Source organism: Colwellia sp. MT41 (assembly GCF_001444365.1).
GTDB lineage: Bacteria > Pseudomonadota > Gammaproteobacteria > Enterobacterales > Alteromonadaceae > Colwellia > Colwellia marinimaniae.
Map to the genome: position 1 here is coordinate 1,718,882 of NZ_CP013145.1, position 17,988 is coordinate 1,736,869.

Annotated in this window: 11 protein-coding genes and 3 pseudogenes; 10 read left to right on the plus strand and 4 right to left on the minus strand. The window is 35.9% G+C overall.

Annotation, left to right across the window (positions count from 1 at the left end; genetic code table 11):
- The first annotated feature begins 390 nt into the window (after positions 1-390).
- The 5 genes from CMT41_RS07365 (at position 391) to CMT41_RS07385 (ending at position 9,120) form a co-directional block, all read left to right on the plus strand.
- On the plus strand, positions 391-945 hold the full coding sequence (locus CMT41_RS07365; protein WP_057180702.1) for a hypothetical protein: 555 nt from the start codon (positions 391-393) through the stop codon (positions 943-945).
- The gene (locus CMT41_RS07370) at positions 945-1,628 is read left to right on the plus strand and encodes a GIY-YIG nuclease family protein (RefSeq protein WP_057180703.1); all 684 of its coding nucleotides are present in this window, start codon (positions 945-947) and stop codon (positions 1,626-1,628) included. The genes CMT41_RS07365 and CMT41_RS07370 overlap by 1 nt, the downstream gene beginning before the upstream one ends.
- A 255-nt stretch (positions 1,629-1,883) precedes the next feature.
- Entirely contained in the window at positions 1,884-6,833 is a 4,950-nt protein-coding gene (locus CMT41_RS07375) for an nSTAND1 domain-containing NTPase (RefSeq protein WP_058026820.1), read from the plus strand.
- 638 nt (positions 6,834-7,471) lie between these two features.
- Complete coding sequence (locus CMT41_RS07380) at positions 7,472-8,215, plus strand: DUF2786 domain-containing protein (protein WP_083494236.1); 744 nt, start codon at positions 7,472-7,474, stop codon at positions 8,213-8,215.
- 23 nt (positions 8,216-8,238) lie between these two features.
- Positions 8,239-9,120, plus strand: a complete 882-nt coding sequence (locus tag CMT41_RS07385; RefSeq protein WP_058026824.1) for a hypothetical protein — start codon at positions 8,239-8,241, stop codon at positions 9,118-9,120.
- Between the two features lie 48 nt (positions 9,121-9,168).
- Here CMT41_RS07385 and CMT41_RS18600 read toward each other — a convergent pair.
- Positions 9,169-10,710 (minus strand): annotated as a pseudogene (locus CMT41_RS18600) (IS3 family transposase).
- A gap of 262 nt (positions 10,711-10,972) precedes the next feature.
- Here CMT41_RS18600 and CMT41_RS07400 point away from each other — a divergent pair.
- A complete protein-coding gene (locus CMT41_RS07400) occupies positions 10,973-12,019 on the plus strand; it encodes a tetratricopeptide repeat protein (protein WP_058026827.1) in 1,047 nt (348 codons plus the stop codon).
- 40 nt (positions 12,020-12,059) lie between these two features.
- A pseudogene (locus CMT41_RS19040) lies at positions 12,060-12,220 on the plus strand (transposase); the annotation flags it as partial.
- An 84-nt stretch (positions 12,221-12,304) separates the two neighbouring features.
- On the opposite strand, the gene CMT41_RS07405 reads toward CMT41_RS19040, so the two are convergent.
- Positions 12,305-12,544, minus strand: a complete 240-nt coding sequence (locus CMT41_RS07405) for a hypothetical protein (protein WP_057180708.1) — start codon at positions 12,542-12,544, stop codon at positions 12,305-12,307.
- A gap of 350 nt (positions 12,545-12,894) precedes the next feature.
- Entirely contained in the window at positions 12,895-13,269 is a 375-nt protein-coding gene (locus CMT41_RS07410; RefSeq protein WP_057180709.1) for a hypothetical protein, read from the minus strand.
- 1,285 nt (positions 13,270-14,554) lie between these two features.
- Between CMT41_RS07410 and CMT41_RS07420 the strand changes: the two genes are divergently transcribed.
- Positions 14,555-15,097, plus strand: a complete 543-nt coding sequence (locus CMT41_RS07420; protein WP_058026830.1) for a recombinase family protein — start codon at positions 14,555-14,557, stop codon at positions 15,095-15,097.
- 103 nt (positions 15,098-15,200) lie between these two features.
- On the opposite strand, the pseudogene CMT41_RS19045 reads toward CMT41_RS07420, so the two are convergent.
- Positions 15,201-15,595 (minus strand): annotated as a pseudogene (locus CMT41_RS19045) (DDE-type integrase/transposase/recombinase); the annotation flags it as partial.
- Positions 15,596-16,893: 1,298 nt separating this feature from the next.
- Between CMT41_RS19045 and mobI the strand changes: the two are divergent.
- Together mobI and CMT41_RS07430 are read left to right on the plus strand one after the other, a co-directional pair.
- Positions 16,894-17,403 carry a conjugative transfer protein MobI(A/C) gene (gene mobI / locus CMT41_RS07425; protein WP_058026831.1) on the plus strand — a complete coding sequence of 170 codons (510 nt, stop codon included), beginning with the start codon at positions 16,894-16,896 and terminating at the stop codon, positions 17,401-17,403.
- A gap of 244 nt (positions 17,404-17,647) precedes the next feature.
- Positions 17,648-17,839, plus strand: coding sequence for a hypothetical protein (locus CMT41_RS07430; protein WP_058026833.1), 192 nt, complete (start codon positions 17,648-17,650; stop codon positions 17,837-17,839).
- Positions 17,840-17,988: the final 149 nt, after the last annotated feature.

The following is a 17,988-nucleotide window of genomic DNA, read 5'->3' on the forward strand; positions in this document are numbered from 1 at the left end:
TCTTATATTCATGATATTTCGTCCCCCCCTATCTATTTCACCTGTTGGCTTTATGTGATTTTGTATACTCGAATTACATAAAGACAATCAACACCTGAAAAATATACTCCCAAACATTAATTTCCTTATTTTTATAAATCAACAGCTCTAAACATCACTAAATTCCCCTTAGTCAAAAAGTCACCCTGTTTTATAACAATCTTTAAATAAACCCGTAATAAGTACCTTAATTACAATACCTTAATGGGTATTTCTAATACTTTTAAATTAATTTGTTAATTCTTACCAATGTAGGTTGTTTACATATACAGAACATAAAGAAATTAACTAACTATAAGTTTCAACTCAAAAAGAGCACTGAAACTATTTAAAAATATTAAGGAAGTAAATATGTGTAATTCTCATAATCATAGTGCTGGTTGTACTTGCGGATTTGGCGGTGAAGGTCATTTAGGCGGGGGCGGTGGCTCATTAACTGAAAGCTACGCTTTCCAACCCAGAACGTACAATAGTACCGTACAGGAATACAAGCATGATGATATATGTGCGCCAACAACTTGCCAGTATTGCCAGAGCGAAATTTACTTTGTCAGACATAACGGCGGCAGTGTTTGGCTTGATGAGCTAGGCGCACCTTGGCATAAACACCAATGCTTTTACCCTGATGATATTACCCCTGTTATAAGCACAAAATATGTGCCTGATGAGTGGTCAGTTGGCATAATTTCCCGCATTCAAATTATCAAAAAGGGAGAGGCAAAAATTACCCTTAACACGCTTGCTGGTAAGGAAAGTGAGCATGATTACACTTACCCTGATTATTATGATTTTATAGCTGAGTATTTGGGCAGCTTGGTGATGATCAATAACCAAAATTTCACCTTGAAAAAAGTGCATACACCAAAGCCAAAAAAGCAACATCTTGAAATAATGAGGGTAAAATAATGCAAACAACTTTTAGATTATGTAATGGCTTAACAGCAAGCCAAGTAAAGGCAGCCCCTTTTGTGATTTATGCTCATAAGATTAATGGGCAGGTATACATTGGGAAAACTAAAGATCCCGTTTACCGCTGGAATGCTCACTATGATGCATGCAGCAGCACAACAAATAGCGAATATAACAACCCCTTTCAGGTGGCATTAAGAAACGCACAATGCGCATGGACTGCAACAGATCATTACATTTTAGCCGTTAGCGATTGCGCCAACGAGATCAGAATATTTGAAAACATAGCTATCTGCAAATATAAAAGCTCACTTAATGCAACAGGGCACTGGGGTTATCGTGATACTGCGGGCATGTTTAAACCGCTCAGCCAGTGGAATAATACGGTAACATTGTTTAGGGATGAAAGCCGTGATGTTGAGTGGGGGCTTGCTAAAACTGATGCTGAGCGTGATGTATGTATTGCCCGTGTTGAGCGTGGCAGGACTAGCCCAACAAGCTTAGTTTCAACGGGTAAAGATGGTAATTTTCCCGCTGGTTATAAAATAAATTGCTCAAGACCAGCACGTAAAGGGCACCCAGTTGGCTCACACGTTAAGGTATTGGTCAGTTGGCATGCTAGTGGCAATCAATTAGTTGGAAAAAAGCATGATGTTTTTGTACCTGTTAATATTAATTAAAATAACACCTAAATTTGAGCGCATTGTTGGCTAGGATTTATCTAATATGTAGTTAAATGATCTACTTTGTTAGGTGGCGGCATTAAATCTTTATAGCGTTGATACAATAGCGCTATAATTTTATCCTGTTTTAGCAAAATTGACTTGTTTAGTCCTAGAGGTCAAAGATAGTGAGTAATTAAAACCACTAGAGAGAAGTCAGCTCATGGTAATGTAGGTAATGATATACAAATTTAAGGTTAAAGTTTTAAGCTAATGATTTACATACTCACCAATACAACAACAGTTTTGCAAACTGAGGTTCGACCACAAGAAAGTCAAATTGGTGACCCTTCAGTTAAAGCGCAGTTAAATTTAACGCTTAAACAAAAATTAACTCCCCAATCTTTTCAAGATCAGCAGCGCTATTTAAATAGTAGTGCTATTGCCGCTTATGTTTCATTAAATAAATTGGACCAGCGCCAGCGTTTTCGTGCTGGTATCAATTTAACAACACAACATAATGATAGTTTCAATTTCAGCCAAGGAAGTTCTAGCAGTGGTTTAGGCTATGCACTCGCTCTTTTTGAAAGCTGGTGGCGAGTTGTTTTAAAAAAGCCAGGTAAGTTTGAGTTCCCAATTTTTGCAACAGGCGAGATATTAACATCAGGACATGTACAACCGATAAGCCATATATGCGAGAAGATTGATTCTGTTTGTGCTTATGTAGAAACAAACCAAGACCAATTTACCCAATTCTCTATATGTTATCCAATACAAAACGATGATGACATAACAAAAGAGCAACGTAAAAAAATTGCGGACTTAGGTGGGGTTTTAGTAACAGTAACACGGCTACAAAATTTAATTGGTGAACTATTAGGTGATAGTTACGATGGTGATCCTCTTGGTCGCTGGGCACCATTTAAAGGGTTAAGTAGTTTTGAATATGAAGACAGTGTTCGTTTTTTTGGCAGAAGCAAAGACGTTAATCGTTTGTATGATGATTTAAAACAAAACCAAGGTTTGCTGATTGTTAGTGGTGCAAGTGGTACGGGAAAATCATCATTAATTAAAGCAGGATTAATCCCCAAACTAGAGCAAGAAAATAATCAGTTTAGCTGGGCTTATACTACGCCATCAAAAGTACCGGAAAATATTGGGATAATCGGCTTTCTTTTTGAAGAGTTAAATAAAGCTTGGCAGATTGAGAAAAAAGGGCTGTCGATCACTGAGTTAATATCAACCTTTGCTAGGTCGCCAAATAAAGCAATTGAGAAAATTAGCACTATCGTTGACGATAAAACACCTCCATGCTTAATCTTCTTTGATCAGTTTGAGGAGGTGTTTAGCCAAGCAAACGAAAGTATTGTTATTATCCTAAAAGTTTTAAATGAGCTAGCAAATCAACTGAAGCCGTTATATATAGTGTTGGCGCTTCGTAATGAATACCTAGGTCGTTTATTAGATAATCAGGCACTTAGTTCACCCGTTATATCTAATGTGGCATCACAGCTTGAACTAGACGATTGGCAAGCAATCATTCATGAACAATCAGCATTTTCTGGGATTACTTTCGAGCATGATAGCGAGGGTGGTGCCTTAGATAAAGTCATCATAGATGAGGCATCTAAAACACCTTATGCACTTCCTATGGTGGAGTTTCTATTAGAGCAGCTTTACCTCAAAGCTACGTTAGAAAATCCAAATGCAACGGAACTAAAGTACCTACATTATAAAGAGTTAGGTGGTCTTACTGGTGCCATTGCTTATAGAGCAACTCAAGTATTAAAAGACAATCAAGCCAACGAAAAATTAATCGCTCAGCTTTTTGATACTTTCGTGGGTTTAAATGGCGATTTTTTACCTTATGCTAAACAAGTTGATCTAAATAAACTAGAGGCAGACTCACCCCAAACTTTTAAACTGGCTCAACAATTTATTGATGCGAATTTAATTGTCAGCGTAAACAATAATGCTGACAACACTACTGTTAAATTGGTACATGATAGTTTGTTTAATAACTGGAATGAACTGAAGCAATGGGTTACAAATAATAAAGATTATCTAGAGTGGCGCTACAGTGTTGATGGTCAATTTTTACGTTGGTGTTCGGAACAAAAAAATAATTACCTAATTAAGGATAACAGGTTACTCAAAGAAGGCTGGCGTTATTATAAAAATGGCATTGTTAGTGATAACCGTTTAGCAAAATACCTTAAATTATCTAAACGGTATAAAACTAATGTTAGATTTAGCTTTTCCTTTATTTTTATTATATTACCTCTATTACTTAGTTCGATTTACTATTGGGACCAACAGCGAGTTAAGAGTAAGTACTTTGCTAATATCGTTGAAGTACAGAGTGTGCCAAAAGGTATTTATGAGTTAACAGAAGAGGAACAGAAACATTTAGGAAAATACTATCGATTTGATTTCCAAGGAGGCGTGTTAAAAAAACTTAGCTATCAAAATAGTGTTGGAATATTGATAACAAACCCCCATAAGGATAAAGCTGCCATTTGGGAGTATAAGTATACTGCCGATGGTAAGTTATTGTCAGTAGATATAAAAACTAATGCCAAGAAACGAAAGAGAGTCGATACTTATCAATTCAATAAAAACCAATCATTAGTCACTATAGGTAAAAATCATGGTGATGGTGATTCTTATAGTTATTTGTTGAGGGACAGTTTTAAAAAACTTGAAACAGAAATTTCTGGTACACATAAGTACAAATATTTTTATAATGAATCAGGATTTATCACTAAAAAGTATTATTTGAATGCATTTGGTAATAGAGTTTTACATTCCGGCCTCTCATGGTTTGGAGAAGAGTTTACCTATACAAAGGCAGGACAAGTCGCAACTCAATTGTTTTTAGACCTGAACGGTCAACAAATTAAATCTACTGCTAATAACTCTGTACCTACCTCTGTAAAGTACGAACATGACGAAAAAGGATTTAATATTAAGGAAGAGAGTGTATTTGAGAGAGACTCTATTATAAAAGTTAGAAAATATGATAACTGGGGTAATAATAAAGAAATTAGACAGACTAATAAACTTAAAGAATTAATCGGAAATACGAATAAGCCAGCTCGTACTGTTTTTAAATACGATAGCTCAGGTAATATGGTAGAAAAGCTTACGTATAATCCAAAAGGTTCTCTAGTAGAAGGTCTAGGGGGATATTCAAGGAGAGTTATTAAATATGACAAAAATGGCAGGGCAAGCCAGCTAAATGATTATGTTCAAGATTTTAACTCCCCAAATAACACTGTTGATGGTTGGAAAAAGCTCTCTACCATAAACTTTTTATATGATAAAGATGGAAATTTTAAAGAAATCAGTAATGCCCCTTCGTTAGGTGATAATTATATAAGAACAAGGTTTATCTATGATGATAAAGGAAATGCAATTGAACAACGAGTTTTAGATCAATCAGGGGTGTTTTTAAGTGTAAGTGGTAATCATTCATACGTTAAATATAAATACAATGATTTAGGAAACATTATAGAGCAGGCGTCCTTTGTAGGTGAAGAGGAAGTAGCTCTTTATGATGATGATTATCACAAATTGGTATTATCTTACAATGACGCAGGTATTAATACTGGGCGAGCATATTTTGGTAAAAAGGGTGAACCTGTTGCAAATAAAGATGGTATCTGGAGATATGTTTATGATTATGATGATAACAATCGATTGAAATCAACAAGTCATTATTATCCCAATAAAAATTCTAAAATGATATTGAAGAATGATCAGTCTGGAAACCAAACTGAGACCATCTACTTTGATGAAAATGGTAAAAGAGCACTAGGCGAACATGGTTTTTCTAAGCGAGTGTATCGTTATGATGATTCTAATAACAAGATAGAAACTTCATACCTGAACGAAATGGACCAGCTTATGATGTCTTCTGAGGGGTTTGCAAAACAAGTCATTGAATATGATCCATCGGGGCTTTTTATTAAGAGAATATTAAATTATAAAAATACGGATAAGCTGGTTGATTATATAAGCTTAATTAAGCCCAAAAACCTTCCAAAAAATCAATATAAGAAGAATAAGGTAAAACTAAAGCTTTCATCTAATGTATTGGGAGCTAAAGTGTTTATCAACGGTGTTTTTCAGGGAACTACTGATTATGCTCTAGAGGTTATTCCTGGTGAAATTGAATTAAGAATTGAATTAGAAAAGTACACGACTTATAAAAAAACAATTGAATTATATAATGACCAAATAATTGATGTGCAATTAACCCTAAGGCCCAAGCTTTCCTTTGATGAGTTAATGATTAAGGCTAAAAATGGGCAAGCCCTTGAACAAAAACTGTTGGGGGACTACCTTGTAGCTCTATCTCTAAAGTCTAAAAAAAGAAACGGTGCGCTTAATTGGTATAAAATGTCTGCAAAACAAGGCTTTGCTCCAGCAATGCGTTTGATGGCAAGTTGGTATTTAGGTTCCGAAATATCTAAAGGAGACTTTTCAAAAATAGCAAAAAAAGACCTCATTCAAGGTGTAGATTGGCTTAAAGGATCAGCCAAACAAGGGTCTGGGGAATCACAATATGATCTTGGCTATTTGTATGAACATGGTCATATAGGTGCAAAAAACATAGATACCGCATTAAATTGGTACGAAAAGTCTGCCGAGCAAGGTGATTCACGTGCTCTTTCTAGACTAGGAAGACTTTATTTTCTTGGGAATACAGTTAAGCAAGATCGTAGTAAAGGACTCCACATGTTGGAGCTAGCGGCACAGTTAGGTGTTAAAGAATTATTTACTATTATTACTTCTGCATATAACGGAGCATGGGGAGAAGAGTTTAATGATTTTGCTAAATCATATTATTGGACTAAAAAAGCTGTAGATATAGGTAATATAGAAGCTTATTCATATCTTGGTTATGCATACTATGAAGGGATAGGTGTAGATTTTGACCAAAAAACAGCAATGAAATGGCTTATGAAATCCGTTGATAGCAAGGCTAAAAATGCTTCAACATCCATTGCAACGATGGGGCTTATTTATGAAAAAGGCAGAAATGGTATCAAAAATTATGAAAAAGCTTTTGATTGTTTCAAAAAAGGAGCTGCTTCAGGTAATGCTTTATCAATGTATAAACTGGGAGTTTATTATTCAACGGGTTACGGAACTCCAGTTGATAAAAACCAGGCATCGTATTGGTTTGAAAAAGCAAAAACTAATGGCTATAAATAATCAAAGTAACGTTGTTAATGGTTAAAAAACATCTATTGTTATCAATAGTGGACAAAAAATGAGGAAGACAATAATTCACAAAACAATGGCTATGTTATTTCTAATGAAGCCTTTCATAAATTTCAATAACTGACTTATAAACCCCCTAGCTTATAACTCAACCACCACGTCTAATCGCAGATTACACTTCTAATTTAACCTTACGCTCCTAAGGTTAAATTAGTGAATTAAATTATTTTTCAACTAATTTAAATTAAATGTTAATTCCCTCAGTTTATCTCCGTTTATTTAAATGAAGGCAGAAAACCTGCATTTAAATAGACACTCAGGAGATAGAGTTATGAGCCACCTACAAAACAACAATCGATGGATTTTCCGCCCTCTAACCAGCCAAGAGGATGCACCATGTTCCACTTAGCATTTCCAATATTCATATTAGGTTTACTTTTTTGCTTTTACTTTTTGTTTACACAGGACAGTGAGAAGGCCGTTGGATTAGTAATTAACACCGTAGGCGTATTGGTGGCTCTGGTAATATTCGGCTTGTTATCCTTATTGGTTTTATAGCTTTTAAAAAACACATTCGTTGGATTTTAAAATTTATTCCGAATCCAAGCCAGACAAATTCTAAGGATAATATGATGAGTAGAGAAATAAACAAAAACGACCTTGCGGTTGTGAAGAAGAAAATTAATAAATATTTAGCACTTGCAGCTAGGAATTCTAGTGAGCATGAAGCAACTCAAGCTATGATTCGAGCAAGTAAGATGATGGAAGCTTATGGTCTGATTGAACTTGACTTAGATAAAGCTAAAGAAGATATGAATGAGGTTGAACATCTCCTTATATTTAATCTTCAAAGAGAGAGAAGTTTAGTCAATGCTATAGCTAGGAACTTAGGGATATTTACGCTGTATATGCCAATGAACGAGTCGGAAAATAAATGGAGTTGTATAACTACTTTTGTTGGTGAGCAATTTGGAATCGATACCGCGCTAGTTACTTTTGAAGCTGCTCAAAATATTATACAAACAATGAGATATAAATACTTGGAGGATAAGTTGAAGACAAATGAGCCATTCAATGATAAAACAATATTGGACTACGGTGACGGTCTTATCAGTGGTCTTATTAAGAGGTTTGATGTGCTTACTAATAAAAGAGCTACCACTAATATTCAGACAGGTGAAGCAAGGGAAAGCTTGGATGGTAAAGGCTTAGTTCCAGTAAATCAAATGTACAGTACTGCTGTAAAATGGAGTGAAGCACAAAATGGTGGTGTTCATGATACATCCCCTAGTATTGAATATAATGTTAATGATGATTACCGTAACGGTGTTGTTGATTCTAAAAAAATAAATCTGAACAATGCTTTAAATTAATAAAAGAATTTGTTGGAGGATTTATGAATAAGGCAGATATTCTTAAAATGCTTGATGAGGAGGATGAAATAGATAACCCTTCACCTCCTAAGGCTTTTACATATACAGCCCCTCCTACTAATCCTTCAAAAAAGGAAGTTGATAGGCTGAAATCTGAAAATGCTAGGCTTAATAGCTTCTGGGTATCTTCTGAGAATAGGTATAACAGTCTTGAGATTACAAAAAATCGTCTTAAGAGAGAACATGACTCTTTAAGAGAGAAATATAAAGATCTTCAGAGTGTAAACTTAAATATTATCAAGGAAAAGGAAGTTTTAAAGAAAAGATATGAAGATATACTAGAGGAAAATATTCATTTGAATATGACAGAGGAAACTATAGAAGAAAAGATTGAACCTACTAAATCTAGCAATACTTTTATGGACAAAGTTTTAATTTCTATAATTTGGTCTCCAATTATATTTTCGGTATTTATATTCTTAGGTTATTTCTATAATGCATTGCCAGAGCAGAAATACGCATCACAGACAATAAGTGCACCTTTAAAGGTGAAATCTGCACCTCTAAAAGTAAAAGCTGCACCTTTTAAAGAACCTGTGAAAAAGGTTTTAAAGTCTATAGAGCTTATATCTACTCAAGACTGTATAAGCAATATAAAATATCTTGATAAAAATCATGATATACATGAAGAACTAATTTGGGAATGGACTGAATACGCTGGTTTTGAAAATACTAAAAGTAGGTATTTAGTGGATGGTCGTGACAACTGGAAATATAATATAGAAAGAAATATATCCATAGATAATTATATTGTAATGCAATGTGAAAATCACCCTCCATTAAGAACAAATAACCCAAATCTAAATGATAGGTACAGAAGAGCCACTGAAAAAATGAGCAAATAACAGACTTTGTGAAACCGGTGTTTTTCAAGGCAGTTGTCGCCTAAATTGTTAAGCAGCTTCTTTGTATTGCTCTGGATTTAGCTCCACAGCGCCTATTGGCTGCCAGTTTATTTCACTTTTTGACCATCGCTCTGGATGCTCTTTTCTTTTTTCTTGATACAACGCTTTTCGTTTCGCTAATATTTCGACATCAAGGCCTTCATGCCTTTGGTTTGGCGTGACAAACCTGATCCGACTATGGCGATGTTCATTGTTGTACCAGTAAACGAACTCTTTTACCCACTTACGTGCCTCATCTAAAGATTTAAAACCTTTACCAGGCCAGCTAGGATGATACTTAACCGTTCTAAAGAGTGCTTCTGAGTACGGATTATCATTACTTACCCTTGGGCGACTTCGCGGGCGAGGTAATAACACCTAAATCATACATCTTGGCTCGCATCGTCAAACTTTTCATGGGCGCACCATTATCCGAGTGCAATACTAAGTCTGTTTTCAAACATTTTTCGCTCCAAACACTACGCTCTAATAACGCTGCCGCTTGCTCACCTGTTTCATTGGTATGAACTTCCCAACCAACCACTTTACGGCTGTAAATATCTTCAATCATATACAGGTAATAATGTTGGCCTATCACGGTTGTTGGCATATAGCTGATATCCCAACTCCATACTTCTTTGGGCTTTTTAGCGGTATAACTCGTTGGCCTTTTATGGCTATTTCTCGGTTTAGCTTTACCTCTGTGATGCAGCATGTTCTCCGCTTTTAATAGGCGATAAAAACTCGACTCAGAAGCAATATATTCACCTCTGTCTGCCAGTATGGGTACTATCTGGCTTGGTGGCAATGAGGCAAACTCTTCCACATTACAAACGTCAATAACGGCTTGTCGCTCTTTTGCACTTAGCTTGTTCAGCGGCTCTGGCCTAATAGCTGTTGGTCTTTTATCTTCACCAATAGCACCATCAATACGCCAACGCTGTAAAGTTCTTGTTGATAAGCCAATAACCTCACAGGCCTTATCTTGCCTCGCACCTGATGCTACTGCTTTGCTAACCAACTTTGCCTGGTTTTGCCTATCGGTCAGCGGTATTAGCTGTCTTCTTTTTCCTTCCAATAGGCATCGAACTTTTTTCCTAATACGAGCAATGCAGCAGTTTCTGCTAAGGCCTTGTCTTTTCGGTGCAGCTCACGCTCTAATTCTTTAATACGTTTTTTATCTGCTTTTTGCTCTGGTGTGCTCTTTGTTTTTTTTGTCGACTTAGCAGTACTCCCTGCGATGAAAGCTTGTTTCCATACTTTTATTTGCTCAGGATACAAACCTTTGGTTCGACAATATTCACTTAAATCAACCTCCGATAATGTGGAGGTTTCGATCACAACAGCAAACTTCTCTTCGCTTGACCACTTATCTGACGAACTAACTTTTGACACACTAAAACCTGAGACATTGAATTGCTTTTGCCAACTATACATTGTTGAAATATTAATGCCTTCTTGCTCAGCAAACTTTCTGACCGACAAACCACTTTGACTTAGCTTATTTAATATTGCTTCTTTAAACTGGCTTGAATACCTTTGATAATCCACTAACTTAAACTTACCGCACCCTGTTTATTTATAAAATTAATTGAGGCGACAACAACCCTGACACAGGGGGAAAACAAGAAAATGACAACTAAAATAGTTTGTGATTGAGCACCTAATTTACCTACACTCATAAGGTTAAATTAGCTAATTAAATTGTTTTACAAAATAATTTTAATTAAATGTTAATTCCAGCGGCTTATCTCCGTTTGTTTAAATGAAGGCAGAAAATCTGCATTTAAATAAACACTCAGGAGATAGAGTTATGAGCTACCTACAAAACAACAATCAATGGATTCCCCATCCTTTTCATCGAGCAGAAAATAGACCTATGACGTTTGTTAAATGGCTATTTATTACTTTGTTATTTATGCCTGCTTGCTTTGCACAGACTTCATTTGAACAAACAATGATTGCTGCTAAAAGTGGGGTCGTAGAGTCTCAGTACGAACTCGCGCTGATGTACTTTAACGGTGATACAACAAGAAAAGATTATAAAAAAGCTTTGTTTTGGAACACAAAAGCCGCTGCACAAAACTCTATTAAAGCAAAATACCATTTAGCCCTAATGCACCATAGTGGTCTAGGTACTGACCAAAGCTACGAGAAGGCAATACAGTGGTATACAGCACCTGCTAGGAATGGACTTGTTCAAGCTCAATTTAATTTAGCTCATATATATGATGATGTTGATAGCGGTTTTGAGGATACATCAGAAGCAATCTATTGGTATAAAAAATCCGCTGAACAAGGTGACTCTGATGCCCAATTTAATTTAGCGCTTATATATGATGATGTTAATGGCGATTTCGAAGATACATCAGAAGCAATCTATTGGTACAGAAAAGCCGCTGGACAAGGGGATGCTGATGCGCAATTTTATTTAGCGCTTATATATGATGATGTTAATTGCAGTTTTGAAGATATATCAGAAGCAATCTATTGGTACAAAAAAGCCGCTGAACAAGGAGATGCTGATGCTCAATTTAATTTAGCGCTTATATATGATGGTGTTAATGGGGGTTTTGAAGATCTATCAGAAGCAATCTATTGGTACAAAAAAGCCGCTGAACAAGGGGATGCTGATGCTCAATTTAATTTAGCTCATATATATGATGATGTTAATGGCGGTTTCGAAGATACATCAGAAGCAATCTATTGGTACAAAAAAGCCGCTGAACAAGGGGATACTGATGCTCAATTTAATTTAGCGCTTATATATGATGGTGTTAAGGGGGGTTTTGAAGATCTATCAGAAGCAATCTATTGGTACAAAAAAGCCGCTGAACAAGGGGATGCTGATGCCATTTGAATATTCTAGAGTGACAGAACATTACATTTACACTGCTATTATATGCAAAAGACTCACAGGAAAGCTATATGCAGATAAAGGTTATATCGGTAAAAAGTTAAGTGAAACCCTGAAAAATTTAATGTTGATTTGATAACAACGGTTAGAAAAGACATGAAAGTTAAATTTAATTTCTGGAATCGTGGCTTATTGTTTAAAAAATAAAAGCCACGTATTAAGCTGTATCCTAGTGGGTTTTGACTGATGGCAACCTAATAAAAATATGCTGCTTTTCCAGATCTCAGGTTACTTTTCTCTAGATAATGGTAAATCAAATGTACTGTCAGATAGCATGCAAGAACCACCGACTAAGATTCTATTTTTCCATTGATTAATTAAGTTTTCGTAAGTATTTGTTGCAGCATTATTATGTAAACTTTCAGAGCAGATTGACAAGCCTGAGTCAGTTAAACTGACAAGGGCTTCCGCAAAGTGGTAGAAGTGATCATAAACCGACTGTCCCCCAAGCTGCTTAATTTTTGGCACTAATCCTAACCTAGTGCCAATGTTCCATTAGTGGTAAAAGTTGACTCCCAGATTCCACTAGATAGTTTGTAGTTCAGAAAGTGTTTTTCAAAAATCACTCTTGACACATATTATGGGATGAAAGAAAATTCACAAACGACTCATCTTAAATACACTACATAACTCTTTTAAAGTTAAGGTTGGACCGTAGTTATCACTTAAATTCATACTATTCTCCTTTAATTTCAGTATTTACTAAAGCCATGATATATGAATAAAAAAGGTGAAATCACCAAATAACGGAGCTTTTTTCTATTACTTATCATCAATTCACTGTTTTTTTTACTCGATTTTATAGATATAGTTAAAGTTTACTTTGTTAAGAAGACGGGTTTATCTGGAATAATTGTGTACGGAAAAACCTGTGTAAAAATCATTACAATATGATCAAAAAATGCTTCTGCTGGCATTGCTGAATCGATACAGAATAATACGAAATGTGTAAATTTATTTTTATAATCATTCAGTTTTCTAAAGCCTTCCTCGGGTGTTGCTACGAGTTCTATATATACCTTTCGTCCATCAATAATTAACATGAAATTATTTTCTTCTTTATTAATTACACTTTTACCAAAGGTAAAGCTAATTTCACTGGCAGATAGATAGTATGCAAATAGCTTTTCATTTTTGGTTTTATGTTGTGCTTCAGGGAGTTGTTTATTTTTTCTTACGTTCGTTGATTTCATGGTTAGTACCTTATTAACTTTTAGTACCACCTATTTGATCATGAATTTTAAAATGGGCAACTTGACTAACATTTTTAACTTTATTGCTTTATTTATATAAGCGTCAACAAATTAAAAGAACGTGGAAGTAGTGGTTGTGAGCACTGTTGCGGACATTAATATAGCCTCTATTACTCTTCATGACCCTATTGGAAGAGGAAAGTCATGAATTCTGTGACAGTACAGCAGTACTACCGAAATAGCCCTAGTAGCTAAAGTGTTTTTACAGTTGATCGTTCTTAAATAGGTGGTATTTTCATAAGAGAAGAGTGGATGGCAATTATTCATGCTTATTTAATTAGATGGTCTATAAGGAAGTAAAAGGCTAACAACACCACTCGAACAGGAGCTTATAGTCTTTTAAGGATTTCAGTATTTATGAATACTGTTTGGGCTTTTCATACAGAACAAAAAGTAATTTTAAAAAGGGTAGCTGATGAAAATAATGATTGTTTATTTGTTATTTAGCGTCTTAGCGTTGGGTTACGGAGCATACCAAGACGGTTATACAGCGCTAACATTTATCATTGTTAGCTTTTTGATAATATCTGTTGTTACCTATGTTGGAGTGCTTTTGATTGATAGGTATAAAGCCAAAAACATAGTTATGAATAGGAATAAAAAGTGAGGGTTTATTGCTTTTATAAGTTAAAAACCAATAACGATTAAATAGGCCTACTGTGACATATAAAGGGTATACCGAGTGAATGAACTTAATAAAGATAAGGTACTCATACAGGCGGTGAAAAATATTTGTAATATATTACTTATTGAAAAAAAATCAGTTATTTATATCGTTTGGAATTGAGCATGATCTTAAAATGCAAAGTAGATGCCAACTTAACGATGATGAAATTGAAGTTCTAATGCAGTTACTCCAAATCCATCGATTCTTAGGTTCTTTTTGTTGTGAGATATTAAGTTTATCCATCACTGGCTTGATTGTGAAAATAAGCATTTCGACACAACACCTAGGCAACTACTTTATAGCAGGACAGGGATTCAACGCTTGTGTGATTATTTTAAAATCATTTTGAAACATTGAATAAAAGAACTAAAGCAAGGTGTATGAACCAAGTGGTTGGAACAACATGGCTAATATATGTTGGTCGCATTACAGTATTTCAATTTAGCTACAGTCAAAATGTAACACTTACATTTATTGAAAATCGTTTCATTTAACTTCAGTTGCGCGATTAACTTTCACAGTTACAGTCTTGTTTAAGAAGTTAAATGAGGCAGTAACATGAAATTAGGCAATATCCGTGTATCGACCATCGAACAAAATACCGCTCGCCAATTAGATGGTATTGAACTAGACAAAAGATTCGAAGACAAATGTTCAGGATCTAATTCCGATCGACCAGCGCTTAATCAATTAAAAGATTATGCAAGAGAAGGGGATACAGTACTGGTTCACGACATTAGCCGTTTGGCTCGAAACATCGAAGATCTCATAAACTTGATAAAATTCTTCAATGACAAATATGTGACCATTCAGTTTGTTAAAGAAAATCTGATTTTCAGCCATGACTTATCAAACCCAATAAACAACTTAATGCTTACCTTGCTTGGTGCTGTCTATCAGTTTGAACGAGAGATGATTTTAGAAAGACAAAAAGAGGGGATAGCACAAGCTAAGTTAGCCGGTAAGTATAAAGGAAAACCAAATACGATTAATCGCCAGGCGGTTTGGGCGTTATTAGATCAAGATTTATCAATTCGTAAAGTAGCTAAAGAATTAGGAATTAGCCCCGTATCTGTTCAAAAAATTAAATTTGAAAGATAATAAAGTGCTTTTTATTAATGACTCTCCCACAGGTGTTCAGCGGAGACTAAATCGGGTTTCTTAATGATTTTATATGATTTAGCCAATGTAGTGGTTGAAGTGGTCAAGTAAAATTGGCCACGGATTTGTAGTTTAGCCAGTACATTCGTTCAGATTCATTTGGACTTAATCCTGCGTTGTACATATACGGCCTAGTCTGATTGTAATAAGTCATGATGTAATTAATGATCGCTTGTTTGGCTTCAGTACAATTCTTATAGCCTATCGTTGGTACCCATTCTGTTTTCAAACTTCTAAAGAAGCGTTCCATTGGTGCTTTATCCCAACAATTTCCTCGACGACTCATACTTTTTTTATTTGATAACGCCAAAAGCGCTGTCTAAACTTCCTGCTCGTATAATGCGTCCCTTGGTCTGAATGAAAGATAACACCTTTTTGTCGTGCTCTTGATGCAAATGCCATAGTTAATGCTTTCGCTGTTAGCTTAGTATCAGGCGAATTACACTCAGAACGCCTGCAGGAGACTAGATTGTTAAAGCATGATAATAAATAATTTTGAACACACCCAATGGCCGATAAGCGATCCTTTTTATGATACTTAGTCATATTTAAGGGGTGTTTAATAAATAATTCGAGAAATTCAGCTGTCAATCGTTCCAAGATTGGAGGCCCTAGAGGGCGGATTCTTGGACATTGCGAATAAAACAGAAGAAAAAAAACAATTGTCTTGGCATTTTCCTCCCTACAAACGCGCAACTACTAATGTTTTTAATAAAGTATTGATTATTGCCTTGGCATTGTCCTCCCTACAAACGCGCGCAACTACTAATATTTTTAAAAAATCCCTAATTTGCGTCTTGGCATATTCCTCCCTACAAACGCGCAACTACTAATATTTTTAAAAAATCCCTAATTTGCGTCTTGGCATATTCCTCCCTACAAACGCGCGTTACTAATAATATTTTTAAAACAGCACTAAATATTTATGCTTTGGCATTTACTTCCCTACAAACGCGAGAAAGGCCAACTTCTGCCTCCCTATAATAGGCCATGGCAATGTTTGCCCTACAACCAACCCTTAGGGAGAACCCTATACTTAAAAGCGGTGCGGGGTATATTCTTGTAGTTCATGTTGAACTTACCGTAGTGGCGGAATCGTTTTTTATTTCGATACTCTTGGATAAGACAGTTTATATCTAAGTGTAGTCTCCTTGCATTTGGCCTTTATCAATGTGTCTGCTTGCCTTTAACTTGGCGTTGTTAGTCGTATCCTTTACATTCGCTTGGGGGTTCCTTTGATAGGCTTACGTCTTAACTTTAACTAATCATACGACGTGGATATAAAACCATTACCTGAGTCACATATTACTAAGCACTTTTTTCTTTTAAGTCAGTAGCGGTCGAGAACCATGCCTTACCATTCGCGTGGGTGCCTCACCATCAGTCCGTAGATTATCCCGCCTGTAATAAAAACTTTAAACAGGCCGAAGGATCCTCTAATTGATTTTGTTTTGCTGCGGCACTAAACCGCTGTAGTACTGCATTGACACCAAAGTCCATTTGAATTCCCTAATTCAGTACTGGTTCGGAACTCTTGTACATAGAGATATTCGTCTTTAGTTAGGTTTAGTGTTCGTTAAGACAGAGCGTTATTCATTAATTGCTTGGGTTTGTTGCAGTCAAAAGCCCCTTACCGGCTTCGATGGTTACTAAGAGTGCTAAAACTCAACGCTTAGTGGGTAATGACTTATATGGGCAACTGATATATTAGATAAAACAATAATCGGGAGAGAAATGTGAAAGTTAGTGCTGTTGATGCCGTGTCAGCGGTTGATATGACAGATGTCGAACTGATCGCGAATGACCTTAACCAAGCAGCATATGTCGCAAGAGAAGCGCTAATCAATAAGGCTGAGGAAATCAAACAAACCTATTGGGACTGGTGGAAGGTGGTGAACAGGGAAATACTCACCGCAATATCTCAAGGTGATCAAACAAAAAAGACTGGTCGTATTACACCTAGGATAAGGACGGATAAAGGGAAAGTGATAATATTTTGGGAGAAGAGACCTAGGATTGCATTTGGATCTCCGGGCTCACCCAAAAGGTCGTATGCAACATATATTGCGCCGACCCAAAGGAGGGGGTACACGAAAACTCAGCTTGCCAATATGTGTCAGAGTTGGGAGTGGCAGGCGGTATGGGATGCTGAATTAAAGTTCCAGCAGGTCCGGGAATTGTTGGATATTAATAACGAAACTCTGAAGAGTTTAAGGGGCTATTTTAAGAAAACACAATCAAGTTAACTGGGGTAATTATACATGACTTTGGACTCTTTGAGTGATAGTAAAACGGCAGGTCACCTTGCCAAGTTGATCCTATTAGACATAGCTGCTGTGACCGGTAAACCATACTGGCACCGAGGCTCTAAGATGGGTTTCTATCTTTGTTGATGAAGTTCACGCCGCTGTGGCAGGTAATGACGCGTTAATTAATTTACTGGCTTAGGGGCGTGCAGCTGATATTCCGGCTTTAGTTCAAGTAAAATAAATGCTCCCTGAAAGTTGGGGCGGTATAGGTAATAATATGTCATTTCATTGTATAAAAAACACTCATAGTAGTTATGAGTACCTTGATACTTATATGGGTATACCTGCATTTTTACGAAGAAGTGTTGATGAGCCTAAACTGTTTGATAATGCTCCAATAACCTATCGAATCAATCAACCTGAGTACTTGTGACATAGCATTCAAAAACAATGTCGAGTATTAACCAAACAATTGCCGTGTAACAGCATAGTTAAATTAGAAAAATTTGGCTTGCCCATGGGGTTTGTCAAAGCGCTGACATTAGTACTAAATCAACACCAGAAAAATGAATGCTCAGAGTA